Source organism: Cupriavidus sp. 8B (assembly GCF_054589115.1).
This window is the reverse complement of record NZ_BAAILO010000530.1, coordinates 92,511-118,214: the sequence shown is the minus strand read 5'-3', so window position 1 is coordinate 118,214 and position 25,704 is coordinate 92,511. Positions and strand designations below refer to the sequence as shown.

At 63.2% G+C, this 25,704-nt stretch carries 20 protein-coding genes and 5 pseudogenes; 7 read left to right on the top strand and 18 right to left on the bottom strand.

The window, feature by feature from the left end:
- The first annotated feature begins 237 nt into the window (after positions 1-237).
- Positions 238-890: pseudogene (locus tag ACYP5B_RS47080) on the top strand (SOS response-associated peptidase).
- A gap of 1,036 nt (positions 891-1,926) precedes the next feature.
- Positions 1,927-2,172, top strand: a complete 246-nt coding sequence (locus ACYP5B_RS47075) for a hypothetical protein (RefSeq protein ID WP_459574195.1) — start codon at positions 1,927-1,929, stop codon at positions 2,170-2,172.
- An 819-nt stretch (positions 2,173-2,991) separates the two neighbouring features.
- Here the strand turns inward: ACYP5B_RS47075 and ACYP5B_RS47070 are convergent.
- Positions 2,992-3,546, bottom strand: a pseudogene (locus ACYP5B_RS47070) (transposase); the annotation flags it as partial.
- A 139-nt stretch (positions 3,547-3,685) separates the two neighbouring features.
- Here ACYP5B_RS47070 and ACYP5B_RS47065 point away from each other — a divergent pair.
- Positions 3,686-3,892: pseudogene (locus tag ACYP5B_RS47065) on the top strand (carboxymuconolactone decarboxylase family protein); the annotation flags it as partial.
- 77 nt (positions 3,893-3,969) lie between these two features.
- Here the strand turns inward: ACYP5B_RS47065 and ACYP5B_RS47060 are convergent.
- From ACYP5B_RS47060 to ACYP5B_RS46995, 14 genes are all read right to left on the bottom strand, one after another.
- Positions 3,970-5,268: an LLM class flavin-dependent oxidoreductase gene (locus ACYP5B_RS47060; protein WP_459574194.1), complete on the bottom strand. Its 1,299-nt coding sequence runs from the start codon at positions 5,266-5,268 to the stop codon at positions 3,970-3,972.
- 39 nt (positions 5,269-5,307) lie between these two features.
- Positions 5,308-6,282: a Bug family tripartite tricarboxylate transporter substrate binding protein gene (locus ACYP5B_RS47055; RefSeq protein WP_447430206.1), complete on the bottom strand. Its 975-nt coding sequence runs from the start codon at positions 6,280-6,282 to the stop codon at positions 5,308-5,310.
- 357 nt (positions 6,283-6,639) lie between these two features.
- Positions 6,640-7,872, bottom strand: a complete 1,233-nt coding sequence (gene dapC / locus ACYP5B_RS47050; protein WP_459574193.1) for a succinyldiaminopimelate transaminase — start codon at positions 7,870-7,872, stop codon at positions 6,640-6,642.
- Between the two features lie 37 nt (positions 7,873-7,909).
- Positions 7,910-8,947, bottom strand: coding sequence for a tripartite tricarboxylate transporter substrate binding protein (locus tag ACYP5B_RS47045; protein WP_459574192.1), 1,038 nt, complete (start codon positions 8,945-8,947; stop codon positions 7,910-7,912).
- Between the two features lie 259 nt (positions 8,948-9,206).
- On the bottom strand, positions 9,207-10,517 hold the full coding sequence (locus ACYP5B_RS47040; protein WP_459574191.1) for an LLM class flavin-dependent oxidoreductase: 1,311 nt from the start codon (positions 10,515-10,517) through the stop codon (positions 9,207-9,209).
- A gap of 50 nt (positions 10,518-10,567) precedes the next feature.
- Positions 10,568-11,275, bottom strand: a complete 708-nt coding sequence (locus ACYP5B_RS47035; RefSeq protein ID WP_459574189.1) for an ABC transporter ATP-binding protein — start codon at positions 11,273-11,275, stop codon at positions 10,568-10,570.
- Positions 11,272-12,144, bottom strand: coding sequence for an ABC transporter permease (locus ACYP5B_RS47030; RefSeq protein ID WP_447430202.1), 873 nt, complete (start codon positions 12,142-12,144; stop codon positions 11,272-11,274). Before ACYP5B_RS47030 ends, ACYP5B_RS47035 begins: the two co-directional genes overlap by 4 nt.
- A 9-nt stretch (positions 12,145-12,153) precedes the next feature.
- Positions 12,154-13,197 carry an ABC transporter substrate-binding protein gene (locus ACYP5B_RS47025; protein WP_459574187.1) on the bottom strand — a complete coding sequence of 348 codons (1,044 nt, stop codon included), beginning with the start codon at positions 13,195-13,197 and terminating at the stop codon, positions 12,154-12,156.
- A 210-nt stretch (positions 13,198-13,407) separates the two neighbouring features.
- Positions 13,408-13,869 carry a RidA family protein gene (locus tag ACYP5B_RS47020; RefSeq protein WP_459574185.1) on the bottom strand — a complete coding sequence of 154 codons (462 nt, stop codon included), beginning with the start codon at positions 13,867-13,869 and terminating at the stop codon, positions 13,408-13,410.
- Between the two features lie 104 nt (positions 13,870-13,973).
- On the bottom strand, positions 13,974-15,212 hold the full coding sequence (locus ACYP5B_RS47015) for an acyl-CoA dehydrogenase family protein (RefSeq protein WP_459574183.1): 1,239 nt from the start codon (positions 15,210-15,212) through the stop codon (positions 13,974-13,976).
- Positions 15,205-16,587 carry an NtaA/DmoA family FMN-dependent monooxygenase gene (locus tag ACYP5B_RS47010; RefSeq protein ID WP_459574181.1) on the bottom strand — a complete coding sequence of 461 codons (1,383 nt, stop codon included), beginning with the start codon at positions 16,585-16,587 and terminating at the stop codon, positions 15,205-15,207. Before ACYP5B_RS47010 ends, ACYP5B_RS47015 begins: the two co-directional genes overlap by 8 nt.
- Before the next feature lie 136 nt (positions 16,588-16,723).
- Positions 16,724-17,725 (bottom strand): NrtA/SsuA/CpmA family ABC transporter substrate-binding protein, encoded by a 1,002-nt coding sequence (locus tag ACYP5B_RS47005; protein ID WP_459574180.1) that lies wholly within the window; start codon positions 17,723-17,725, stop codon positions 16,724-16,726.
- A 59-nt stretch (positions 17,726-17,784) separates the two neighbouring features.
- On the bottom strand, positions 17,785-18,507 hold the full coding sequence (locus tag ACYP5B_RS47000) for an ABC transporter ATP-binding protein (RefSeq protein WP_459574178.1): 723 nt from the start codon (positions 18,505-18,507) through the stop codon (positions 17,785-17,787).
- On the bottom strand, positions 18,507-19,370 hold the full coding sequence (locus ACYP5B_RS46995; protein WP_459574177.1) for an ABC transporter permease subunit: 864 nt from the start codon (positions 19,368-19,370) through the stop codon (positions 18,507-18,509). Before ACYP5B_RS46995 ends, ACYP5B_RS47000 begins: the two co-directional genes overlap by 1 nt.
- Before the next feature lie 663 nt (positions 19,371-20,033).
- Here ACYP5B_RS46995 and ACYP5B_RS46990 point away from each other — a divergent pair.
- The 3 genes and pseudogenes from ACYP5B_RS46990 to ACYP5B_RS46980 all read left to right on the top strand — a co-directional run.
- A complete protein-coding gene (locus ACYP5B_RS46990) occupies positions 20,034-20,675 on the top strand; it encodes a nitroreductase family protein (RefSeq protein ID WP_459574175.1) in 642 nt (213 codons plus the stop codon).
- Between the two features lie 304 nt (positions 20,676-20,979).
- Positions 20,980-21,639 (top strand): annotated as a pseudogene (locus tag ACYP5B_RS46985) (helix-turn-helix domain-containing protein); the annotation flags it as partial.
- Positions 21,640-21,756: 117 nt separating this feature from the next.
- Positions 21,757-21,963, top strand: a pseudogene (locus tag ACYP5B_RS46980) (helix-turn-helix domain-containing protein); the annotation flags it as partial.
- A gap of 693 nt (positions 21,964-22,656) precedes the next feature.
- Here the strand turns inward: ACYP5B_RS46980 and ACYP5B_RS46975 are convergent.
- The gene (locus ACYP5B_RS46975; protein ID WP_459574259.1) at positions 22,657-23,115 is read right to left on the bottom strand and encodes a DUF4124 domain-containing protein; all 459 of its coding nucleotides are present in this window, start codon (positions 23,113-23,115) and stop codon (positions 22,657-22,659) included.
- Positions 23,116-23,156: 41 nt separating this feature from the next.
- On the bottom strand, positions 23,157-23,708 hold the full coding sequence (locus ACYP5B_RS46970; protein ID WP_459574173.1) for a DUF2726 domain-containing protein: 552 nt from the start codon (positions 23,706-23,708) through the stop codon (positions 23,157-23,159).
- A gap of 720 nt (positions 23,709-24,428) precedes the next feature.
- On the opposite strand from ACYP5B_RS46970, the gene ACYP5B_RS46965 reads away from it, so the two are divergent.
- On the top strand, positions 24,429-24,671 hold the full coding sequence (locus ACYP5B_RS46965; protein WP_459574171.1) for a hypothetical protein: 243 nt from the start codon (positions 24,429-24,431) through the stop codon (positions 24,669-24,671).
- A 188-nt stretch (positions 24,672-24,859) separates the two neighbouring features.
- Here the strand turns inward: ACYP5B_RS46965 and ACYP5B_RS46960 are convergent, their stop codons facing one another.
- Complete coding sequence (locus tag ACYP5B_RS46960; protein WP_459574257.1) at positions 24,860-25,642, bottom strand: IclR family transcriptional regulator; 783 nt, start codon at positions 25,640-25,642, stop codon at positions 24,860-24,862.
- Between the last annotated feature and the right edge of the window lie 62 nt (positions 25,643-25,704).

Below are 25,704 nucleotides of genomic sequence, written 5' to 3'. Positions count from 1 at the left end.
GACGGGTAGGCACACGCGCAGCAGCACGGAAAAATTTCTATTGACCATCTCGTGATTTGACCTCACCGAGATCTTCTATGGACCGCCCCACGCCCGTGAGCGGTCTTTTTTTTGGAAAAGCACTGCCAGCATTCGCAGCGAGCCCTGCACTGACGAACGGGATGCCTGGGAACGGGAGTTCTTCGGGCCGCCCATGCAGAGCGTCTACACTCGCAAGAAAAACCGGAGGGACTAGCCGTGTGCAACAACTACGCCCCTGTTCAGCGCCAGCTGCTGCGCGACGTCTACGGCGTCGAGCCGCCGCCCCTCGACTATCCGCCGGAGACCTGGCCGGACTATGCAGCTCCGACCATCGTGTCGACGAACCACAGCGAGCGGCGCGCGCTGGCAGAAACATTTGGCATGGTGCCCAAGAGCCGAATCCCGCCCGGCGTGGCCAAGTTCGACACCACCAACGCGAGATCGGAAACGGTCGGCCAGAAGCGATCGTCTCGGGATCTTGGAAGAAGGGTCAGCTCTGCTTGGTGCCGGCCAGCGCCTTCTACGAGCCGTTCTATGCGGAGGGTCAAGCGAAATCGGTCCGCTGGCGGATCTGGCTGAAGGACGAGCCCGAGTTTCCGATCGCCGGCCTGTGGCGAGCTTGGCCGGACGAGGGCGGCGCCGAAGTGTTCAGCTTCACCATGCTGACCATCAATTTGGACAAGCACCCGCTGATGAACCGCTTCCATGCCCCGGGGAAGGAAAAACGGATGATCGTGATCGTACCGCGGGCGGAATGGCTGACCTGTCGGGATCCGGAACGAGCGCGCAGCTTCATGCGGCCGTACCCGCACGAACTCATGGCTGCGGAGCCGGCGCCGCGCGCACCGAGGGCCAAAGCCGCCGAATAGCGTTGCGCATCCCATCGAGAGAGTTATGTTCTCTCGGACTTAACTCCCCTAGAGTGACACGGAGCAAACGCGATTGCCCCGCATTCCCTTCAGCACCCGCTTCCTCCTGGCCGCGGGTGCTTTTCTTACCGCCAGCACACCCGCACCTCGCCCTCCAGGTCCGTGAGCCGGTGCCCTCCGTCGCGCCCCCTTCACCAGCGGGGTACAGATATTGATGCGGCGCATCATAATCAGTAGCGGCAACGGATTGGACCCCGTGTTGCCATTCCAAGGTGTAGGCGCCTTCTCCCCGCGCCTACACCCCTTTCTCCCTCCGAAGGCGCCTACCACCCGCGCGCCACGTTGCCTACGCATTACCCCAACTCGTTCGCCAGCCGCCTCCGCTGCTCCGCCGCGCGCTAACTGACAAGCGGCCATGGCGGCCTCCAGCCGGATCTAATACGTCGCGCGCTGTGCCACCGCCATCTACTAACACTGCAGTGGTGGCACTTCGCAGGGGATTCCGTCTCATTGAGAGCGTCGCGTGCTTCCTCCTCCAGCCTGGCAACCGGAGAAGCCCTGTCCAGGACTTCTTCGGCAAGTGCTCGGAGGCGCCACGGGTCGCCGCTGGACGGGCCAGGCGGTATGGCGATGCCCTGACGCATTTTCATCTGCGTATTGAGCTTCTCAAGGGTGGATCGCATCCCGTAGCAAATATCCTGCTCCAGGAGCTGGAGCCCTTGGTCTTGGACCTTAGTCAGACGCTCCACAAGGTGAGAACCAACTGTCGGCTGCATGACAAACATAAGATCCCCATCTTCCTTCGGCGTGGCGCTCTGGATCACCGCGATGGCATACAGCTCTGTCTCAAGTGCTATCAGGCCCAAGCGCGCCACACGGACGGCTCGCTCTTCAAGACGCCAGCTCTTCAGCTTTCGCCTGATCGGCTCTCTGGCGCCACGGAATGTAGATTGCGATCCCGATGCCAGCAATCGAAATACCAGACCTTGCCACGCATAGAGATTTCCCTCAATTTTGAGACTGGCGGAATCCTAGCGTGAGCCTCGACCACTGCTACCAAGACGACTGCCGCGCCGTGATGCGCGAACTGATCGCCACCGGCGTGCGCGCGCAGTGCATCGTCAGCAGCTCGCCATACTCTGGCCTGCGCGCCTATAGCATGCATGACCTGCTTGTGGTGAACACCCTCAACTTACTGGATCTCCTCGGCCTCTGCCTTTGCTTGAGATACCAACATACAGGCCTTCTTGCGGAGAAGATCGCACCACTCAATCATGGATGAATCAGTATTCTTGCGGTCCTTCGCCGGTGTCTCGAGTTCATTGGTGATCGAGATCATCGATCGGAGACATGCCGCAAGCCCATTGCGAATCGCAAGCATAGAAGGTGTCCCCAGATCCAATGGCGAGAGAGCCCCAAGCGCTTGCAATGCACCGTGGAAGGTTTCAGTAGAAAAAAAATGACCGTAAGCCCTGGAATTGGGGCCTGAGGGGGCATTTGCCGCGCCGCCTCTTCAATACAGGCGTGGGCAAAAGTAAAAACGGCAAGAGTGGATTCAAGCCGACGTCGCGCAGCACTCCGCACTTGCTCCAGTGCCGCACGCTGGGTGGCGGTTGCTTGTCGCTCCCCGACAATGAACGCACCAATAATAGCCAGAATGGACCCAACCGCTTGGACCCACGCCGCTACTGCTTCGCTAGTCCGCGGCGGATAGAGCAAAAAAAGTGTCACCAAGATGACAACAAATGCCGCGGTAGCGGTCGTCGCGCTCACGAATCTCATCGGCCCTCCCGCAGTTTGGAGAATCCTAGCATGACTAAAGAACGCCCCATTCTCTTCAGTGGCGCCATGGCGCGCGCCATCCGGGCCCGACGCTCTACCGCGCCGACTACCCGGACAACGTGCTCGGCAGAACTGAGAACTTGCCGCCGGCCGAGGCCATCACTTGGAAGCCAAGCATCCACATGCCGCGCGCGCTGTCGCGGATCCTGCTGGAGGTGACTGGCGTGCGCGTTGAGCGGCTGAACGACTGCAGCCAGGAAGACGCGGAGGCGGAGGTGGTCCAGTGCGATATGTCCGCCCCCACCTTCCGCGACCGTTTCGGCTCACGTCGCTCCAGGTCGACGATGATCGTTCCGTACTGGTGACCGCGCGCGATCGCCCAGTCATCGATGCCGACGACCCGCGGTCGTGGTTTTCGCTTGCGCTCAGGAGCTCTGCGCAACTCCCGCAACACGGTGTCGGCACTGGTGCACAAGCCCAAAACGTCAGCAAGCCGAGCTGCCGCCTCACCACCGAGGGCGTGGCCCAGCGCGTGCAACGCCCGAGCCTGCGATCGCGTACGACGTTGATGCCGACCGGCCAAGGCGTGGATGTTCTCGGCAAACGTACGACGGGGGCAGCCGGCGTTTGCACACTTGAAGCGACGCACCTCAACGGCGAGACCAATCCGCTGCTCGAGCATCGGACGTTCTTCCAATCTGCGCACATAGCGGCCGTGGAGTCGATTACTCCAACGATGGCGGGCAGGACAAGGTGCCGCGCGAACCGTACTGCAGGCTTCGACAGTGATGGTGTCCCCTCGCGCGTCGCTGGAGACGAAGCGCTTACCCACACGGGCGAGAAGACGATCGATCCCACCGAGAACTTTGCTCATGGTAACGATCGACGTGGGGCCAGATCGGCCCGAAATCAAGCCCTCGACGCGGCCGTCACACAAAGTGCGGGAGACCCACCTAATCTTTCTCATACGGCGCCGCCGTGGCATCATGTAATTGAGGAATGAGGAGTCGATCATCGAACCCCGTCTCGACTTTTACAAAGTCAACCCGAACGCAATCAAGGCGCTGCTCGCGCTCGAAGAACGCATCGCCAAGTCCCCGCTGGAAAAATCACTGACCGAGCTTGTACGTCTGCGCGCCTCGCAGATCACCGGCTGTGCCTTCTGCGTCGACATGCACACGGCCGATGCGCGCAAAGGCGGCGAGACCGATCGGCGCCTGCACATGGAAGAAGATGCGCGGCAGGAGCCCACGCAAGAACGGCACCCCTTGAAGGGCGAGGTTTGCCGCGCATCCGATCAATAGGGCAACGGCAACCCCAGGTTCTCCCGCAGGGTTCCACCGTGATATTCGGTACGTGCCCGCCCTTGTGCCTGCAGCAGCGGAACCACGTCATTAGCAAAGTCGTCCAGGCCCCCAGGAAAATACGCTGGCATGATGTTGAACCCATCGGCGGCGCCTTCGTCCACCCAAGTGGTGATATGTTCCGCGATCTGCGCCGCCGTGCCCACGACGACCTGGTGGCCTCGAGCACTGGCAACCACGTGATAGAGCTGCCGTAGCGTCAGGTTACGGTCGCGCGCCAGCTTCTTCAGAAGCTGGCTGCGGCTCTGGATGGATTCGGTGGATGGCAGCTCAGGCAAAGGTCCATCCAGCGGGTAGCCTGAAATATCGTGGCCCAGTTGCTCCGATAGCAAGGCTGTCGCGTTGGATTGATCGGTGCCATTCTGCAATACGGCAAGCTTCTCATAAGCGTCTTGCTCGGTACGTCCGACAATGGGCATCAACCCGGGCATCACCAGGCAGTGCGCCGGATCGCGCCCCTGTTTCGCCACCTGTTCCTTGATTTCCCGATAGAACTGCCGGGCCGCTGCCAGGTCCTGTTGCGCCGTGAAGACAACCTCTGCATGGCGGGCAGCAAGTGCCTGGCCTGGCCCGGAAGATCCCGCCTGGATCAGCACCGGATGTCCCTGCGGGCTCGGCGTCACGTTTAGCGGACCCGCTACCTCGAAGAACCTGCCGCGGTGATTCAGCGCGTGCATCTTACCCGTGTCAACATAGACACCGGCCTGCTTGTCGCGCACATAGGGATCAGGCTCCCACGAGCGCCACAATCCCTTTACCACCTCGACGAACTCGTCGGCGATCGCATACCGCTCGGCATGATCGGGATGCCGATCCCTGCTGAAGTTCACCGAGCCATCGGCGAAGGTCGTCACGATATTCCATGCGGCCCGTCCCTTGGATATCTTGTCGACTGTGGCAAACATGCGCGCGAGGTTAAATGGCTCGCTATAGGTCGTGGATGCTGTTGCCGCCAGCCCGATGTGACGCGTCACCATCGCCAATGCGGCAAGCAGTGTCAGCGGCTCCGGCCGTGTGATCATCGACGGGTGCGAGTCGGGCGTGGTCAGCAAGCGATCGCCAAAGAACAGCATGTCGAACCGGGCTCGCTCTGCTGCTTGGGCGGTTCGAACAATCAGATCAATGTTCTCCGTACCTGACTCGGCATCGGGATGACGCCAGCCGGCGGCGTGATGACCGGCTGCCAGGAGGAACAGGCCTAATTTGATCGGCTTTGGCGAAGTGATGGGCATGTCAGGGACTTCAAGTAGGTGGCACTGGCGTCAATGGGCCTAGAGCTGGGTACCGCTGCTTCGTATGATGCGATGCGACAGGTCATGGACAGAGCGTATCGTGGCCTTGGTCTGCTCCGGCGTGAGCGAACGGGCCTCCACCTCAACACGGGCGAGCGCCTGGATAGTCGCGGGTTCCCGCAGGATATCGGTGAGCAATCCCCGCAAGGCCGCGAGTACACTCGCAGGCGTGTCCTTCGGTGCGGAAACGAAGAACGACCCTCCCAGCGCATTCTCCCAGCCGCTGATTCCAGCCTGTGCAATCGACGGCACGCCTGGCAACTCGGGCGAGGTCTCGCTACCGAAGAAAGCAAGCGCACGCAGCTTTCCTGCCTTGATGGACGCCGTACTGAGGGGATCGAACACAACGTCTACATGGCCGGCGACAACATCCGCCACGGCGGGCGCGCTGCCTTTGTACGGCACATGGCGCATGTCGATGCCTGCGAGCGATTTGAGCAACTCGCCGGCGATATGCCCAGGGGTGCCATTTCCCGAGGTGGCGTAGGTTAGCTTGCCGGGATTGGCCTTGGCATAGGCGATGAGTTCCTTCAGACTCCGAGCAGGCACGCTTGGATTGACTGCCACCGTTGCGCGTGAGTTGCCGATGTAAGCCACCGGAACGAAATCCGCAAACGGGTCGAAGGTCGTCTTCACCAGTTGCGGCGCAATCGCGAGATTGCCGATTGACGTGTTGAGCAACGTGTAGCCGTCGGCTGGCGCATGGGCAACGTAGCCCGCACCCAGCGTGCCGCCGGCGCCTGGCTTGTACTCGACCAACACGCTCTGCCCGGTCTTCTCCGCGAGCCGTTTGCTGATAATGCGCGCCACATTGTCGTTCGTACCGCCGGGTGCATAGGGCACGATATAGGTGATCGGCCTGGCCGGATACGCCGGGCCAGCCTGTGCATAGGAGGAGGTAGCGGTGACCGCCAGGATGATGGTTGTCGCGAGGCGAACGGCAATGTTGGACATGACAAAGACATGCAGATATGCGAGGGCCAAGTCTCACACGAGCGCACAGCTCAGCAAAAGGAAGCATTCCGCAGTAGATAAGTTGAAGTCGTTCGTTGACGCGGGAGCGGCAGAGAGGTAAACAGGCGCTTGACCTGACCCGATCATGCCCCGCCGCCAAGCACGCAGCAGCCGGTGCAAGAGAGTGTTGATTTTCGAGCAGTTACTCCCGGCAAATGTGCGGGAGAGCCTTCGCTCTCCTGAGCGTGACCTCAGGTCTGCACCTTGCGGAAAGGAGGTTTCTCCAACGCACCTCAAATTCTCATCAGATTGCAGATCGCGATAGGGCGGCTGACGCAGGGTTGATTCCCGAGCAAACTAGGCCGCTACGGTCGCCGGCTGCAGCGCACGGACGAAGCGAATCAGCCGTTCCACGCCCTGCGCGCATTCCTCCGGGCTGGCCACCAGCGCAATGCGGATGTGGCCCACGCCAGGGTTATGGTCGCGCACCGTGCGCGCCAGGTAGGAGCCTGGGACCACGGCAAGGTTCTGTTCGGCCAGCAGTTCGCGCGTGAACGCCACGTCATCCAGCCCGCTGGCACCGATGTCCAGCCAGGCAAAGAAGCCCGCCTGCGGCGCGTGCAGGCTCGCCACCTGCCGCAGGCGCGGGATGGCGAAGGCAAATTTCTCGCGGTACAGACGCCGGTTCTCCACCACATGCGCCTCGTCCTGCCAGGCCGCGATGCTGGCGCCCTGCACGGCCGGGCTCAGTACCCCCCCGGAATAGCTGCGGTACTGGCGCAGCCGCACCAGCACCTCCGCGTCGCCTGCGACAAACCCGGAGCGCAGGCCTGGCGCATTGGATCGCTTGGAAAGGCTGGCCACGGCCAGGATGCGCTGGCGGTCGCGGCCCAGCGCGCGTGCGGCGGCCAGCACGCCCAGCGGCGGCGCGTCCTCGTCGAAATAGAGCTCCGAGTAGCACTCGTCCGCCACGATATGGAAGCCGTGGCGCTCGGCCAGTTCCAGGACATGCGCCCAGTCGGATAGCGAGTACACGCGCCCCGAGGGGTTGTCGGGCGAGCACAGGTAGGCCAGCCGCACGCGCGGCCAAATGTCGGACGGTACCGCATCGAAGGCTGCCGCCAGCCCGCTCGCGGGGTCGATGTCCAGGTAATACGGCTCCGCTCCGGCCAGCAGCGCGGCGCCTTCATAGACCTGGTAGCCGGGGTTGCTGACCAGCACCACCGGCGTGCCCTGCAGTGGAAGATTGGCCCGCAGCACCACCTGCGCCACGCTGAACAAGGCATCCTTCGAGCCATTGACCGGCACGATCTCGCGTGCTGCGTCCAGGTCGGTCACGCCGTGTCGGCGCGCGATCCACGCGGCAATGGCTTCGCGCAGCGCGTCGCTCCCGGCCACTTTTGGATACTGGCCAATTCCCGCAGCGTGCTCGCCAAGCGCCTCCACGATAAAACGGGGCGTGGGATGTTGCGGCTCGCCCCAACTGAAACTGATGTGCGGCAGGTTGGTGCGCAACGGCGTCTGCGCCGCCAGCGCCAGGAGTTTCTCGGTGGGATAGGGCTGCAGGCGTTCGTGCAGGGGGTGGCTCATGGTTGTTCTCCGGTGAGGACTCTTGGTGCGTTAGCGGCTAGCGGCTTCCAGCGCCTTCTGGCTTGTCATTGCGCGCAATGATGCCGCCCTGGCCGCCATTGACATAGCGCTCCCATGCGGCCACATCGCGCTCGATACGCCCGCGCGCTTCGACAGCCCCGAGGAAGATCGGGCGGTTGCCCGGCTTGGCCGTGAACTCCCTTACCTCCGGCTCGGCCTGCGCGCGGGCCAGCGCCTGGCTGATGGCCTGGATGCGTTGCGGCGGCGTGCGCGGCGGCACGAAGATGCCCGTCCAGCCGCCAAAATCGGGCTCGCGCACGCCCAGTTCCACTGTGGTCGGCACATTGGGCAGAGCGGCCAGGCGCTGCGCGCCGATCACCAGCAATGGCTGCAGCCGGCCGTTCTTGATCTGTGGCTCTGCCAGGGCGTAGTCGACCATGCCAACCTGTACGTGGCCCGCAAGCAAATCGGAATACAGCGGCCCGGTGCCCTTGTATGGCACGTGCAGCAGGTTCAGCCCGAAGTGCTTCCCGATCTGCTCGACCGACAAATGCGAGATGGACCCCGGCCCCGACGAGCCGAAGGCAAATGGCTCTCCGGACGCGCGCGCCTTGGCCAGGAACGCCTGGAAGGAGCGAATGCCAAGCTCGCCGTTTATGAAGATCACACCCTGCGATTCCAGCGTGACCGCCACTGGCGTCAGGTCGCGCATGGGCTTGAGTTCCAGATGCTGGTTCTGCACCGTATTGCCGACGATCACAACATTGTTGGCCTGCAGCAGCGTATAGCCATCGGCCACGCCGCGCGCAACGGCCTCCGCGCCGATCGAGCCGGTGGCGCCAGGCTTGTTGTCGATCACCACCGGCTGGCCCGTAACCTTGCTGAGCGCGCGCGCCAGCACGCGGCCATACAAATCCGCGCTGCCGCCTGCCGGCCATGGGATGACATAGCGGATGGGCTTGACCGGCCAGGTTTCAGTGGCTGCATCAGCGGCAGCCGCGGGGCTGGTCCAAAGCGCGGACAACACGGATATCGTGGCAAGCGTGAGGAATGCAGAGAGAGACTTGCGGAACATGATGATGTGCTGGCAGGTGCCGGATAGACGAGCGCCCCACTCTAGGACCGCTACAGGCATGGCGCCAACGAATCTTTCCGCCATTGGTAATGCAGTGCGTGGCGCCGGGCCGTGTGCTTCAGGACTGAGCAAAACCGCGTGGGCATCGGCGTTATCCACGCGCTGATGGCGCCACACTGGCCAATGTGTCCGCGGTCCTGCAGAACCGGGCAAATCGCGGTGACTCCCTAGGACACGGCGCGCTGGCGCGCCGGCGTACTCACGGGCGATCCAGACCGTAGTGCGCCCGAAGTGTATGGGTCTCGTAGCCACGGCGGAACAGGCCCTTGCGCTGCAGCAGCGGCACCACGTGTTCGACGAAATCGTCGAGGTGTGCGGGCAGCACCGGAGGCATCACGTTGAAGCCGTCGGCGGCGCCACTGACAAACCAATCCTCGATGGTGTCAGCGATGCGCTCGGGAGAACCTGCAAGGGTGAAGTGCCCACGCGCGCCGGCAAGCTTGTGCAGCAGCTCGCGCAGCGTCGGGCGCTCGCGGGCGACCAGGCCGGTGATCACCACAGCCCGGCTCTGTGCCGCCTGCACAGTGGCGGGATCGGGGAAATCATCGAGGGACAGCGGCGTGTCGAGATCCAGGTGCGAGAAGTCGAACCCGCCGAAACGGTTGGACAGCCTGGCGCGGCCGACCTCGGGATCGGTCAACGCATTGAGCTCGCGCCAGTTGCGCTGCGCCTCTTCATCGCTCGAACCGATCACCGGGCTGATGCCGGGCAGGATCACGATCTGGTCGGCCCGCCTGCCGTTCTTCTCGGCCCCGGCTTTCAGCTCGTCGTAGAAGGACACCGCCGCTTCCTTGTCCAGATGCGCGGTGAAGACCGCTTCTGCATAGCGTGCCGCAAACGCCTTCCCCGCCGGAGATGACCCCGCTTGCACGAGCACGGGGCGGCCTTGCGGCCCCCGCGGGATATTGAGCGGGCCAGCCACCCTGTAGAACGAGCCGGCATGCTCGATCGGCCTGATACGGCCGGGGTCGGCGAAGCGCCCCGTTTGGGCATCGTCGATGATGGCATCGTCGGCCCAGCTGTCCCATAGCTTGGTGGCCGCCGCCAGGAAGTCGTGGGCACGCGCGTAACGCTCCGCGTGCGGCGGCTGCTGGTCCAGCCCGAAGTTCTGGTTGGCACCCTGAACCCACGACGTGACGATATTCCAGCCCACGCGGCCGTCTGTGATGTGGTCGAGCGAAGCGAACTGGCGGGCCAGGTTGAAAGGCTCTGAGTACGTGGTGGAGGCAGTGGCGATGAAACCGATCCGGCTGGTGGCCCGTGCCAGCGCCGCCACCGCAGTGATCGGCTCCAGCCCGGCGCCGGCGACGTGCCGGATGCCCTCCCCCAGCGCCAGCGCATCGGCAAGGAACACGGAGTCGAAGCAGCCCGCCTCCGCCGTGCGGGCGAGCGCCTCGTAGTAGCCGATATCGGTCAGCGGCAGGCGCGTTGCGCGCGCGTGGCGCCAGCCAGCCTCGTGGTGGCCGCGGCCATGGACAAACAGATTCAGGTGGAGCTGCTTCTTCGGCATGGGGTCAAGGGATCAAAGGATCAGTAGATCGGTGGAGTGGAACGAGGCGCCTACACGCAGGTGTCTACGCCGAGGGCGGAAAGCAACTCGCCGCGTAGCTGGTCAAAGCCCGCTTCGCTCCTTCTGCGTGGATGGGACATATCGATCTGCCGATCAAGCACGATGCGCCCCGCATCCATGACCATGACACGATCAGCCAGCACCAACGCCTCCTCCACGTCATGGGTGACCAGCATGACCGCTGGCCGGTGCTTGCGGACCACATCGTGCAGCAGGCTCTGCATCCTGAGACGGGTCAGTGCATCGAGAGCGCCGAAGGGCTCGTCGGCCAGCAGAAGGGCCGGCCTGCGCACCAGGGATCGCGCCAGTGCAACCCGTTGCTGCTCGCCACCGGAGAGCGCATTGGGCCACGCCTGCTCGCGGCCGGCCAGCCCGACCGTGGCAAGCGCCGCCTTCGCACTGGCCTGCGCCTCCACCTCGTGCAGGCCGAGCGTCACATTGCCGAGCACGCTCTCCCACGGCAACAGCCGCGAATCCTGGAACAGCACCGACCGGCTCTGTGGCACCGAGAGCTCCCCGCTGCGACCCGCATCGGCATCGAGTTCGGCCAGCGCCCTGAGCAAGGTGCTCTTGCCGGAACCGCTTTTGCCGATCAGCGCGACGAACTCGCCGGGGGCGATGCAAAAGGAGAGGTTGTCCAGCACTGTGCGCTGCCCGAAGCGCCGGCTGAGGGCGCGCACTTCGATGGCGACGCTCATGACCCGATCACCTTCCGGTAGGACAGCGCCCTGCGCTCGCAGGCACGCACCAGGGCATCCGAGCCCAGCCCGAGTAACGCGTAGATGCACAGGCCGACGACGATGACATCGGTCTGGCCGTAGTCACGGGCGCGGTTCATCAGATAGCCGATGCCCTCCATGGTATTGATCTGCTCCAGCACCACCAGCGCCGTCCAGCAAGTTGTCACCGCGAGCCGCAGTCCGGTGAAGAAGCCGGGCAGCGCCCCGGGTAGTGCCACCCTGCGGATGAACCCGGCCCGCGACAGCCCCAGGCTCTGTGCCAGTTCGACGTAGCGCATGTCGATGCTGCGCAGCCCGGCATGGGTATTGATGTAGACCGGCACCAGCACACTGGTGGCGATCAGGGCGATCTTCATCGATTCGCCGATGCCCAGCCACAGGATCGCCAGCGGAATCAGCGCAAGCGTGGGAATCGCACGCTTGATCTGCACCAAGCTGTCGATCGACGCCTCTCCCCAACGGCTCAGGCCCGCCGCAAGCGCGAGTGTGACGCCAATCAGCACGCCCCAGAACAATCCGATGTAGGCGCGCTGGGCCGAGGCCCACAGATGCGGGCCGAGGGTCCCGTCGAGCGCCAGGTCCAGGCCGGTGACGACGGCTGTCGACGGCGCCGCCAGCAGCTTGGGCGGAAGATATCCAAGCCGGGAGGCCAGCTCCCAGGCAAGCAGCACCACCGCCGGCCCGAACAGCAAGCTCCAGGCACCGAGCTTGCGCGGCAGCAAGGCCGGCCGGGGTCCGGCGCCTCGCACGGAAGGCCGCTGGCCCGAAGCCGCAGCGCGTAGCCAGGCGCCAGCGCCCTTGCCTGTCGTGGAAGCCTGCTGGTTCACGCCGTCCTCCTAGTTAGCTGCCGGCGGCAGCGAATCGACGGCAGCCTTGATCACGGGATCGAAACCAAGGTCGAACTCCTCGCCGGCGTCCAGGCGCTTCGGTATGTCGCCGGCATCGTGTATCAGGTCGACCAGTTGCTGCTGTGAGGGGATCAGCGCCGACAGCAGGGGATAGTAGACTTTCCCCTCTGACTTGACGATGGCGAATCCGTCCTCCGGCTTCAGGCCCTGGTTCTTCACGTAGTAAGCCTGCACCCATTGCTGCGGATGCTTGACGGCCCAGTCGCTGGCCCGGATCCAGCTCTTCACGAACTGGCGGATCGCGGCGGCCTTGGCCGGGTCCTTGAGCGCCTTCGGGCTGGCATACAGGTAGGCCGTACTGGTGGGCAGCGCGGCATGCTCGGCTGCAGGTATCGCGCTGGCCTTCTGGTCTGCGTAGTCGCGCAGGTAGCGGCTGAAGTGCGGCTCATTCAGGGCGGCCACATCAACCTGCCCGCTGCGGATCGCGGTGGGGAACTCGCCTGCGCGCAGTGGCACCAGCCTGACATCGCGCCGGGACAGGCCCGCCAGCTTCAGCGCAGCCAGCACGAAAGGCTGGCGGCCAGTTCCTTCGGCATAGGCTATCTTCTTGCCTTTCAGTTCCTTGAGCGTGTTGATCGTCAACCCTGGCCGCACGGCGAACTGGTAGTCCGGCGCTGAATTCTTCCTGGCTGCCACAATCGGCAGCGTCTCGCCTGCGGCATGGGCCTGGATCGGCGGCGTATTGCCAACCACTGCCAGGTCCAGGGCGCCTGCGCGGAAGGCCTCCAGAATCGCGGGACCACCGAGGAAGTTGGCATAGGTGATGCCGGCGCCCACCCTGGCCTGCTCGCCGGCGCTGCGCAGCAGCGTCTGGAGAGCTTCGTTCTGGTCGGCCACAACCAGCTTCGTTCCGGCCGGGACCGCCGGATCGGTGCCACCCGGCTGGGCGAATGCATGCGCTCCAAAAACGCCGCCCAGGGCGAGGGAAAACAGTGCGCAGACGGCGTGCAAGCGAAGTTTCTTGATAGACATGGAGGATACGAACCGAACCGGCAAGGCGATCCGTGAAACAGAGCAGTCTTCGATATTGCAACCGCGTGCAAGCGCGGACAACGAAGCTTTTCGATATTGCTTGCTACCATCTTCGCGCCCGGGCTGCAGCTTCGCCGCCAGACGGGAATTCCCGTTGCAAGCGGCTTCGTCTCCGACCTGCGCCAGGCGTTCGCCGGCAAGCTCCTGCCGTCAGGGCCTCACCCCCACCACTGCCCGCAGGATCACGGGGTTGCCCCCACGCAGCGAACTGGCGCCGAGCACGGATCTCGCGTGGATGCCGACATCGCCAAGCACCTCGACGAAGGTGTCAGAGGCGCCATCAAGCACCAAGGCATGATCTTCGAAATCCTCAGTGGCATTCACGAATCCCTGCAATTCAACTACCTGCGCAACCCTGTCCAACGAACCGAGTTCGTCTTTGATGACAAGCAACAATTCGATCGCGGCGAGATGTGCGAAGTGCTTTCCCTCCTCGACGGTAAATTCGCGCCCGAGCTTCCCGCGCGGCGCCTTGCCGTCTGCAGGCGCGGCGGATTTGCCGGAGAGAAACAGCAGGTTGCCCCACGACGTGGCGTTCTGGTAGTGCGCCGCGGGCTTGCTGGCGGTCCGGGGTCCGGTAACGAATCTTGCAAGGCGTGCATCCGTGCTCATGTTGGTTTCCTCTGCTGATACGGGTGACGGCCACCCGGGGCCGGACATCTGCGTTGAAACCCAGCCGGCATCCATGTCTGCTCTCGCATGGCCACCGGGACGATCTAGAAGAACGCGCCGGTGGGTAGCAGCGTGCCGTTCAGGTAGTGGTCGCCGAGCACGCGCTCCTTGTAGAGACGCGGATTGTGCGATGCGATGACCTTGATGTTGCGCCAGTGCCGGTCGAGCGCCGCCTGGGTGGAAACACCGCTGCCGCTGGACACATCGATCAGCAGGCTGGCCAGGTTGGCGGCCACCTCGTCGGTGATCACCTTGGCCTCGGAGGCAGCCACCGTGGCGGCCAGCGACAACCGATGCGCATCTGGCCCATGGGCCTCCCGCCAGGCAAGGTCCAGCGCTTGCACGGCGCGGTCGGTGGTGGCATGCAGGGCGCTGCGGTAGGCCGCGATGCGGCCTACCGTCGCCTGGATTTCCGGTTCGTCGCCCGGCCGCTGCGCCAGCGCGTGGTAGTAGTTGCGGTGCCGCGCGCGCACCAGGGCGATGGCATCCGCCAATATCCGGCTAACGATGCCGGTGATGGCATTGGTCAGGTACACCTGGTGGAAGGTAAAACCATACAGCACGGGCCGCCCGTCATTTGCCCGGGCGGGCAGATCGTGCAGGTCCGCCTCGCTCACGTACACGTTGTCGAACACCGTGGTGCCCGATCCCGTCAGCCTTTGCCCGAATCCATCCCAGTCGTCGTCGAGCTTGACGCCGGGCGCCGAAGACGCGATGAAAAACTGCTTGATGCCTTCGGCGGGTGGTGCGATTGCCGTGGAGAAGAGGTAGTCAGCGTATAGATTGCCGGTCGAGTAGATCTTCCTGCCTGACAGGCGCCACCCGGGCTCGCCGGGCACCCGCACGAGCCGGGTGGCTGGCACCTGGCCGAGGGAGCCCGCCGGCTCGCCGGTCAGTTCGTTGAAGGCGACGCCGAAGGTCTTGCCCTGTCCGGCCAAGTCCAGAACATGCCGCGAGAAGGCATCGTCCCTGGTCTTCAGGTGCTGCTCGACCGCGAAGAAGTGATTGCGGAACACATGGGCGATGTTGGAGTCCGCCGTGGCGAGATCGCGTGCCAGCAGGAACAACTCCGGCAGCGTAATGCCCTGTCCGCGCTCGGCGCGTGGCAACCGCACGGCGCCGAAGCCGCGTGCCTTGAGGGCAGCCGTTTCGGCGAAGGGGAGTCGGTGCGCCACGTCGCGCTCGGCGGCGCCCGCGGCCAGTTCCCGGAACAGGTCCTCGTAGCCGAGGCGCCGTGTCACGTCGCTCCATGCGATCAGGTCGACCGATGCAGTCTCAGACATGATGGGTCACTCCGTCGCTGTTGGCGGCCTGCGCTGCGGTGGCCGCATTGCGCGGGTCGGCATAGGCCGGCAGTCCCAGGTGGTCACGCAGCGTCGTTCCCGTGTACTCGGTACGGAAGCGCCCCGCCTTCTGCAACACGGGGATCAGGTGGTCCACCACGTCTTCGAGCCCGCCCGTCTGTACGTCGATGTTCAGGTTAAAACCGTCCGCAGCCCGGCTGTCGACCCAGTGCAGGATGTCGCCGGCAACCTGCTCCGGCGTGCCGACGATGAGCCGGTGGCCGCCGGTGATATTGCTGACCAGCGTCTGGCGCACGGTCCAATCGTTCGCGCGCGCCTCGCTGAGGATTTCCTGGCGATGCCATCGCGAAGCCACGGGCACCCGGCTTTCCGCCTGCTCGATCTTGTCATAAGGCAGCTTTTCGTCCAGCAGCAGATCGTCCGGATCGAGCGCCAGGTGGTGCGCCAGTTCCTCGCGCAAGAATGCGTGATCGAGTTGCTCGTCCAGTTCCCGCTTGCGCCTGTGCGCCTCGGCCTCGGTGCCGCCCAGGATGGGGAACAGGCCGGGCATCACCAGCAGGTGGTCCGGATTGCGCCCGTAGCTGCGCGCCAGGGACTTCACGTCGGCGTAGAACGCCCGCCCCTTTTCGATGCGGCGCTGCCCGGTGAAGAGCGCATCGGCGAAGCGCGCGCCGAAGGCCTTGCTGTCATCGGACTGCCCTGCCTGGAAAATGACGGGGCGGCCTTGCGGGGTGGCCGGAGTGGACAGCGTACCCTCGCTGCGGAAATGCTCGCCCCGGTAGCGGATCGGCCTCAGTTGTGCGGAATCCACGTAGACATGGCTGCGCGCATCGGCCACCACGGCGTGCTGCGGCAAGGAGTCCCACAACTGGATCACGATCTCCGCGAACTCGGTTGCGCGCTCGTAGCGCGCCTCCTGCCCGAAGCCCTTGTCGAGCCCATAGGCAGCGAGCGCCACCGGCACCTGGCTGGTGATGATGTTCCAGGCGGAGCGTCCTTTGCTGATGTGGTCGAGCGTGGCGATCTGGCGCGCCACGATATACGGATGGCCGAAGAGGCTGGAGGCCGTCACCACCAGGCCGATATGTTGGGTGGCCTGGCTCAGCGCGGCATGCAGCGCCAGCGGATCCAGCGCGCGCCAGGGCCGGTGAAAGGCCTCTGGCACCAGCCCGCCAGGCCCATCTGCGAGAAACAGCGCATCGATCTTGCCCCGCTCGGCGATCCGGGCAATCTTGACAAAACTGTCGATATCGGTGGAAAGGCCGGCCGGATTTGGCAGCGTTTTCCAGGCGGCGTCATGACGGCCGGAAGCGAGCACGTTGACGCCCAGGCGAATGGAAGGTGCGGATGACATGAAAAGGTCCTTGCGGTAGGGTGCGGCGGATGACGGCCTATGGCGGTACACCACGGCGATACGCCGGCAACGGCGCGGCAGTCGGACTGCCGCGACAGCGACCGGGCACAGGAAGCGCCCGGGCAAGAAATACGGCTCACACTCTCACGGAGTAATCGGCCACGTTGACCCGCTTCGGCAGGATGCGGCGCTCGGCCAGCCAGTCCGCGGCCCGCTGGAACTGGCCGAGGAAGGCCTTGTCGTCGGCCTCGTAGAACTTGTTCTGGCGGCGATAGCCGATCAGGTGATCACGCACAGCATTACTGTACTTACCTGTCTTCTGGGCGAAGGCCTCCGCCTCGGCGGCATGCTGGTCCACCCACTTCCCCTCGATGCGATAGGCGTCGATGACAGCGCGCACCAGGGCGGAGTTGTCCACCGCGAAGCGCCGCTGCGTAACCAGCGAAGAATAGTCGATCAGGAAGTCCAGGTCGGTGCCTTCGAAAAAGATGTCCTTGGCGTCGTACTGGCTGCGGGCGATGTCCACGCCGGGCGTCCACATGGACCAGGCATCGACCTTACCCTGCCCGAAGGCGGGCGCCGCGTCCGGCGGATTCAGGTAGACAAACTCCACTTTTGCGCGGTCAACGCCATGCTTTTCCAGCGCCGCCACCAACAGGAACTCTCCCAGGCCGGAGCGGTTCACTGCCACCTTCCTGCCGACCAGGTCCTTGACCGAGTTGATGCCGGAGGTCTTCTTGACGATAATCGCGGTGCTGCGCGGGCTGTAGACATTGAACTGCGCGAACACCAGCGGTGAACCGGCGATGATCGCCGCCAGCGCTGGCGTCGTGCTGCCCCAGAAGCCGAAGTCGGCGCTGCCGCCCACCACCGCCTGCAGCGACGGCGCGTGATTGGGGAAGGGGCCGACCCATTCCACCTTGATGCCCTTGGCCGCTAGGTTCTTCTCGAACTCACCGCGTTCGCGCGCAATCAGCGGCAAGCCGCCGGGTCCCCAACCCACCCGCACCTTGTCGGTATTACGGGTACCCTCGGCCAGGACACCTTGCGGCAGCCCCAGGCCGGCGCCAGCGCCGAGCGCCAGGCCGGCCTGGACCAGTTTGCGGCGGGCGGGGGAAAAAGGGGAATGCTGTGTCATCGGAACCTCATGGAGAATGGCATAGCCGGCGTTCACGGCCGGGACGGGAAGACTGGATCTCAGGTGGCTGACTCGGGCCGGGCATCGACGCCCAGTTCCCGGAGCAGGCGGGCGCGCAGCTTGCCCCCGTCCTGCCCGGCCCCGGCGCCATAGGACGCGGCGATGCGTCCCTTGCGCATGACCAGGATGCGGTCGGAGATGGCAATGGCCTCGTCCACATCGTGCGTCACCAGCAGCACGCCGGGCTGGTGACGTGCCACGAGTTCCTTGACCAGCACATGCATCTTGATGCGAGTCAGCGCATCGAGCGCCGCGAACGGCTCGTCCAGCAACAGCAACCGGGGCTCGCGCACCAGGGCACGAGCCAATGCCACACGCTGCGCCTGCCCGCCGGAGAGCCGTCTGGGCAGGTCATTTTCACGCCCGCCGAGGCCAACCTCGCGCAGAGCCGCCTCGGCGAGCGGCCGGCCCTTGTCGTCGGGGATGCCAAGCGCGACATTGCGCCATAACGGGAACCACGGCATCAGCCGATGCTCCTGGAAGACCACGGCAGGCTGCACAGGGCCTTCCACGTGGCCGGCATCGATGGGGTCCAGACCAGCCAGCGCGCGCAGCAGCGTGGTCTTGCCGCAGCCGCTTTCACCGAGCAGCGCGACGAATTCGCCGGCCTCGATCTGCAGGTCGAGATCGTCCACCACCACATGTTCGCCATATTGACGGCGCAATCCACGGACAATGACTGCCGCGTCACCGCGCTGGCGGGTTGCTGTTTGCGCGGACATCAGCGTGAACCCTTTGCGTCGTAGTTTGGATGCCAGGACAGCAACTGGCGTTCCAGCAGGCGCGCCAGACAGTCCGCGAGCACGCCGATGGCCGCGTATATCAGCAGGGTTAGCACGATGACATTGGTCTGCAGGAACTCACGGGCATCCATGGCGAGGAAACCGATGCCTTTCGTAGTGGCGATCGTCTCGGCGATGACCAGCGCCAGCCACGACACGGCGAGCGCATAGCGCACGCCGGTCAGGATGGACGGCATGGCACCCGGCAGCACGATCTTCGAGATCTGCTCGCCCAGGCTCAGGCCCGTCACCTTGCCGACTTCCAGCAGCTTCGGGTCCACCTGCCGGATCCCCAGCACCGTGTTGGTATAGATCGGGAACAGCACGGCCAGCGAGACGAGGAAGATCTTGCCGCTCTCCTCCACGCCGAACCAGACGATGACCAGCGGGAGCAGGGCAAGGAATGGAATCGCCCGCACCATCTGCACCGAGCGGTCCAGGACGGCTTCCGCCAGGCGGGAGAAGCCCACCAGGATGCCCAGGCCAAAGCCGACCGCGCCACCGATGGCAAAGCCGGTCGCCGCCCGTGCCAGGCTGTATGCGAGGTGAACGAACAGCGATCCGTCACGGATCATTTCCCATGCCGTTTGCGCGACGCCGCTGGGCGCCGGCAGCACCTGCGGTTCGATATAGCCCGCGCGTGACAGGAGTTCCCATACGACCAGGACCAGTGCAGGCGTGGCCCATGAGATGGCCAGGAACTCAGCATTGCCGAGCCTGCGCTTGTGGCCGCGGTCTCTCTCCTTCGAGACTGGCGGCGCGGCAGTCTGCACCTTGAATGGCTTTGAGGCACTGGATGTCATGGAAACTGGCTCGTCCCGCGACGAGTGGAATTTGAAACAGGGGCAACGCGGCAAGGCAGGGCTGCCTCGGCCGGTGAGTGAGCGTCAAAGCTTACTGTCTGGCCGGTTACGCGGGAAATAACATGTCTGGATATGCATATGTTTTTTGGCGCGACCAGCGAAGCTGGAGGGGACATCCTGGCCGCGCTTGCGCGTTCATGCATACGCAGCAGAGCGGTTTCGGGATCCCTGCCTGGGCACTCGTCGTAGACCAAAGCAAAGCTGTCACCCCTCCGTGCGACAAGGCGTCTTGGCTATGTTCGGCGGGCTTGCTGCGCCCGACTGCACGGCGCACTTCGTTGTACCTCTTGAACGCCACGGATCGCGTGGTCCACTGGGTTCGGAGTGGCCCGCATATCGGAATTTGTACGCTTTTGCCTAGACGGACCAGCAATGAGGCGAGCTTAGGAATCAGAGTCGGCTTGAGAGCCCAAGCCCGGCGTATGCCATCTGCCGGTCCTGGTATACACGGCTATCCGAGTAAGAACCTGCGCAAAGATTCGTGGGGACGCAAGGGGAAATCATGCTGGAATCAGCCCTGTAGCGCTCTCTGATGCTAGCCACGGCCCACCAACCACTGGCATCTTGAGCCAACACTGTCCGCATCCATCACCAGGAGCCTTCATGTCGCAACCCCGCAGCACCGAGCACGATATCCATCCTCTTTTCCTGCAGCGTTGGTCGCCGCGCGCCTTCACCGGCGAGGCGATCGACCCCGCCACGCTGCTGCGCTTTTTCGAGGCGGCGCGTTGGGCACCGTCCGGCTATAACGCCCAGCCGTGGCGCTTCGTCTACGGGCGGCGCGATACGCCGGCCTGGCATCCGATTTTCGACGCGCTTTCAGAGTACAACCAAGGCTGGGCGCGGAACGCGTCGGCGCTGGTGGCCATTCTGTCGCGCAAGGTGTGGATCCCTCCGGGCAAGATCGAGCCGCAGGACATCGTTACGCATTCCTTCGACGCCGGCGCGGCCTGGGCCAGCCTGGCCTTCCAGGTTACGCTGTCGGGCTGGCACGCACACGGCATCGGTGGCTTCGACAAGGCGCGGTTGCGCGAGGCGCTGGCGGTGCCGGACGACTACGCCATCGAGGCTGTAATCGCCATTGGCAAACAGGGCGACAAGTCGCAGCTGCCTGAAGCATTGCAGGCGCGCGAGCAGCCCACCCAACGCCATCCGCTGGCGCACCTGGTGGCCGAGGGGCAGTCCGCTTCCCAGATTAAACGGTATCGCGACGCCGTGGACTTCCTTCTCTCATTCCCCCACTGACGAGGCGCATCCGGTGCTCTGTCCCACGAATAGTGAACTTGCAAAGTGCTCTTAACCACACGCCGATTGCGATATCGCGCCGTTGGTGTTTTTTTGCCGACAGCCGTCCCCCTTATTCGGTGCCCTGCTCTTTGCTCACTTCCTGTTGTCGTGTAGATTCGTTGCTCGAATTCAGCGATGCAATAAAAGAACGATCCCGGCAGCGTCGCGATGAAGCCAACCACAGCCGCCGCGTTCCTCTCTTTCAGGGCGAACAGTGGTGCTGGCGCGGGAACTTGGGTCAAGGGGAATAAGTAATAAGAATATGATCTCAGAGCAGTTTAGGACTATGTTACGTGGCGTGGCGGAACTGACCACTACGCAGTTCGAGGAGTTGCAGGCAGCGATGGAACGTGTACGGGGGCAGGGTACCTGTTATCCGTCCATCGGGATGGGACAAGCACTCGCCAAATGTCATGACGTTCGCAGCCACGGTGGGCCCCAGGCCATACTCTCCCCTGACATGGGAAAGTCGTCGGTCGTCAATGGGTGGACGGCGCCTCCTCGCTCAAGGCAGACGAGTGAAATCGCAATCCCTGCACGCCTCCATGCTGGGTACCAGACAGAAACCAAGCCCGCTGCGATGGTGGGTTTTTCGTTCGAAGCCGCATCGGATGAGATGGATCTATCGCCTCCAGCACCGGCCAACTGTGCTCGGAAGGTCAATGCACCCGCCGCGGGAGTGAAGATTGAGATCGACGATGACGGAACAGTCTTTGCGGAAACGCCAGCAGCCGCGTCCGCACGGGACGGCGATGACGTTCCCGATCCAGGCGCGCTCACTAAACGGCAGCGCGCCGTTCTAACTCCACTGCTTGAGGGACTGCCCAACAAGCTCATCGCGCGGCGTCTCGGCCTGACAGAAAACACAGTGAAGGAACATGTGGCAGGCATTTTGCGGCGGCTTGGCCTGCGCTCCCGTGCTGAAGTGATCTCGCGCATGGGACTGCGCATGGAGGCTTCGCGGGCGGGTGATAGCTTGCCCCTCACCGCCGCGGCAGCGGCAGGCGAGCAGGATGGCGCGATCGAATCGACGCAGCGTGCCCCGATTACACCGGAGGCTTTGGGGCTAACCCAACGCCAGGGCTCAGTCCTGATTCTGCTACTGGAAGGGTTGCCGAATAAGATCATAGCGCTGCGACTCGGCCTAACCGAGAACACCGTCAAGGAGCATGTATCCGGCATCCTGCAGCGGCTGGGACTGCGTACGCGTACCGAGGCGATGTCGCGAATGAAACGCTACCATGTGCGACACTTGGCCACTGTTGGCACGCCTTCAGCAGGGCCAGCTGCAGTTGACCCACCCACCAACGTGTCCCGTGGGTCCCTCAGTACGCGCGCCGCGCATGGTTATTTTGTAGACGCGAAATTAGGCGCACCCAATCTTTGCGGCTGAGAGTGGGCAGGCTTGCGTCCGCAACCACTCTTTGCGGACGCAAGCATGATGGACGACGGATGTGAAGTTCTGCCACTATGGGTAATCCGTGTTCGCTCCAGTGGAAACCGCGCCAAATCACGGGCTGACTATGCAGCAAGGCGGCGATCTTCTTCTCCCCAATGTCCGCTGGCGGCCCATGCCCACAACCGGCCATGCAACGTGGCAGCTGGCCGGGACGCCATCTGGCGACTCTCAACGCGTATATCATGCCGCCACCACGCGTTGAAGTCGTACAGATGAAGCCCTCGTGTTCTCGCAGACCAAACTCGGCCATCGTCAATTCGTATGCCACCGTGGAAAATTGCAGGAAAACCTCATGACTGCCGCCAGAATTCGCACGAACCGTTGATCAAGTTGGCGACTCGAGCGCGTTGGTTTTGCTCTTGCCCGCCGCCTGTACCCGCATAGCATAGGCATTCGGGGAGCCAGGAAAAGTTGGGTCGCCCATAAACGTAGTCCTTGCCACAGTGGCGTCGTTATCCTGCGGTGCCTGTGCGGCCGAACTCAGGGTGCAGACAAGCGCCAGATGCCGGCGTCGGTCGCGGTCGTCGCCCACCGCGGAGCGAGAGCAATCGTACGATGGCTGTGGCGAATCGTACGCACGCTTCGGTGTATTGTTACTCGCAGCGATACTTGGAAATTTGCGCTCCGGCTCGCTGTACGGCCTCTGATGCTTGCTGGATCTGTACCGAATTTTGGGTGAGCAATGCTCGCTCGGAGTGGGTAACCGCAGCCAGGTAGGACTGGCGCAGGGACGCACATGATGCTCGATGCGAGCCGCTCCTGTCCCTCTGGGTCGAAGAACGAAGACGGTTCGGCACGATACTCTGCGTTTCGTTGGCCGATGGATTTCCTCATCACCTCAGTCTTTGCGTCGTGCTGGCAGGGGGCATCCTGCAACGTGACATGCCCTGCGGCGCTCCGACATTGATAGATGGTCTGGCCTGCGGCATTTGTGGCCATGGCGAACATCGCGATCGTCAGATATCTAAGCATGGTTAACTTCAGGCCGCGGGTGCCCGCACGGCCCGCCGCGTTCGTTCATTGTCTGGCGCTGACGGATCAGATTCGACTGGCTGAGGCGGGACAACACTGAAGTAGTCGCCGAGGATTGTCTTCAGATCCACGTCCTTGGACGTGTAGCGCATGATCGGAATTCCGGCTGATGCGAGAACGTCATTCTTTTGCTTATCGCGCTTCTGTGCTTTCGCGCTACCGTGCGAGGCGCCGTCAAGCTCGACGACATAGAGCGGTCGCATCGTCTTGCGTTCGCAGACGAGGTAGTCGACGTACTTCTGAGCGAATAGATTCCTGGCGGCTTGTGACTTTCCCCTGTGCTGTACAAACGCGGACATTGCGACCTGGGGAAAGACGTGCGCGTCGTCGAGCACCGCTGTTAGCCGTTCGTAGAGCTGTACCTCATCGTGCCGCAAGAATGGAGATCTGCGAACAAAACGAAAATCTTTGGAGGAATTTCCGCCTGCCGCTGCTGATTTCAGTATCGACAGGAGAACGATTGCAATTGCGAAAAGGAACGCACCTAGCATTGCTTTCATTTGACCCTCCTGCGCTTATTGTTTGAGCGCGATGCTAAGCGCTGGGACAAGCTGGCAGCACCCCTTCATAGTGGGGCTGACTTGGGTCGGGATGCGCGAACTCAAGTCCGAACAGCGGTTCGGGGTATTGTGACATGATTGATTGGCCACTGTTCATTCGCTGCTATCGCCTGGATCCCCTGCCCTTTGCGGAGCGATCTGCAAGATTCTTCACAAGGGTTTATACTCACACCCGTCTCCTCCCTTTGTCCTGAAGGGATTCATGCCCGCCCGAGCAGCGGGCTTTCTTTTGCCTGTTCTCCTGATCGACTGACCAGAGGCTCTCCGCAGTCACGATTCCCTACAACGAGCGCGTGGCCGCTCGTCAGCCTCCGCAGCCGGCCTGTGCCGGCTCTGCAGACGTTCGTGCATCGTCTCGCAGCGAATCAGGATCATTGTCGCAGGCTCCTCGTCTGCGCCGGGGTCGGCGGCCTCCGCGGCGTGCGCAGATATACTTGCCGGGAGACGATGGCGACGATCGCAATGAAGGCACGGGCCACAAACGTAAGGTATCGTTCCATCGAAATTGCAACGGGTAGCAGCAGGTAATTTGGTGGTGGAGACTACACGAAGATGCCATAAGACGGTTCTACGCCGCTGCACGATTGACACCACCGCCGTTTCGCTGCCTTAACCGGGCCATGGCGTCTCTTGTGTAACACCTCACTGGGCCTGATGAGCATGCCAAAGACGATCGCGCCCCTATCGCGCGGCCAATACTGGGCCACCCCGCACGCGCCGTTTCCGCTGGACGGTCCGAACGGCCACGATGAGGTATTCCCTGGCGCCGACTGCATCAGCGACGGCAAATGGGTCACCTTCTATAAGGACGGGGAAGAAGTATGGGCGTGCAATGCCGTGTATGCCGCCGCCCATTTCGACTTTGCACCGGTTCCAACCAATCGCTCGCTGACGGACAACTGAGGGCCGGACGGTTCCCTCGGCCGTGGGGGCACTTTTCGCCCCCTCCCAACAGTCGAGTCCATCCAATTTTCGGTGACCGGGTGTTATGTTGAAATCCTATGTGCGCAGGTTAGCGCCAAGCGGCTGCCGACCGGGCTCTGGGAACATCGTCTTTGCCCCAGCGATGGCGCGGTCTCGTCTCGGCGGCCCTAGTGGGCACGCACGGCGTTGGTGATTGCCCCAGCGCACTCGCGAACCATCGGACCAAGCTTGGCCAGGACCTCTTCACGAGTCCAACGACTGCTCGGTGCCACAACATGTACCGCGGCGATGGCGCGCCCATTCTTGTTGTAAACCGGTGCGCCGACGTTCATGTGTCCCAGGTAATACTCCTCAAAATTCATCGAGAATCCGCGCACGCGTCCTTCCAGCACGTTGGCAAAGATTTGCTCAGGATCGGTCAGCGTATTCGGCGTCAGCGGCTTTAGCTCCGACTGCCGCAGCAGGGTACGAACCTCTTCATCCGGCAGCCCTGCCAAATAAGCCCGGCCAGCCGATGTGCAATACATCGGCATCCGGCTGCCGATCGCCATATGCGCCACGATCGGCTTACGACTTGTAAACGAGGCCACGTACACCATGTTGCTGCCGCACGGCTCCGTGAGCGACACCGTTTCGTCGCAATTGCTGTTCATCGCAGAAAGAAACGGATTGGCGCTATCGATGAGTGTATTGGCCGCCACATAGTTGCATCCAATCTCCATGACCTTGGTCGCTAGCTCGTAGCGTCGGGTGTAAGGATCCTTCGCCACGTAGCCAAGAGCTTCGAGCGTAAAAACAATGCGTTGCGCGGAGCTGCGTGTGATGCCAACCGTATCCGCGATCTGACCGAGGCTCATGTGGCGGTTGCGGGATCCAAAAGCGGCCAAGATGGCCAGCCCCTTTTCTACCGACTGATTAAACATCGGTGAATCTCTGCTGTCGTTGTCCATCATGGGAATCCCCCAGTCAGTTACAAATTAATCTATATTCGATTACATATGAGCGTTTACCG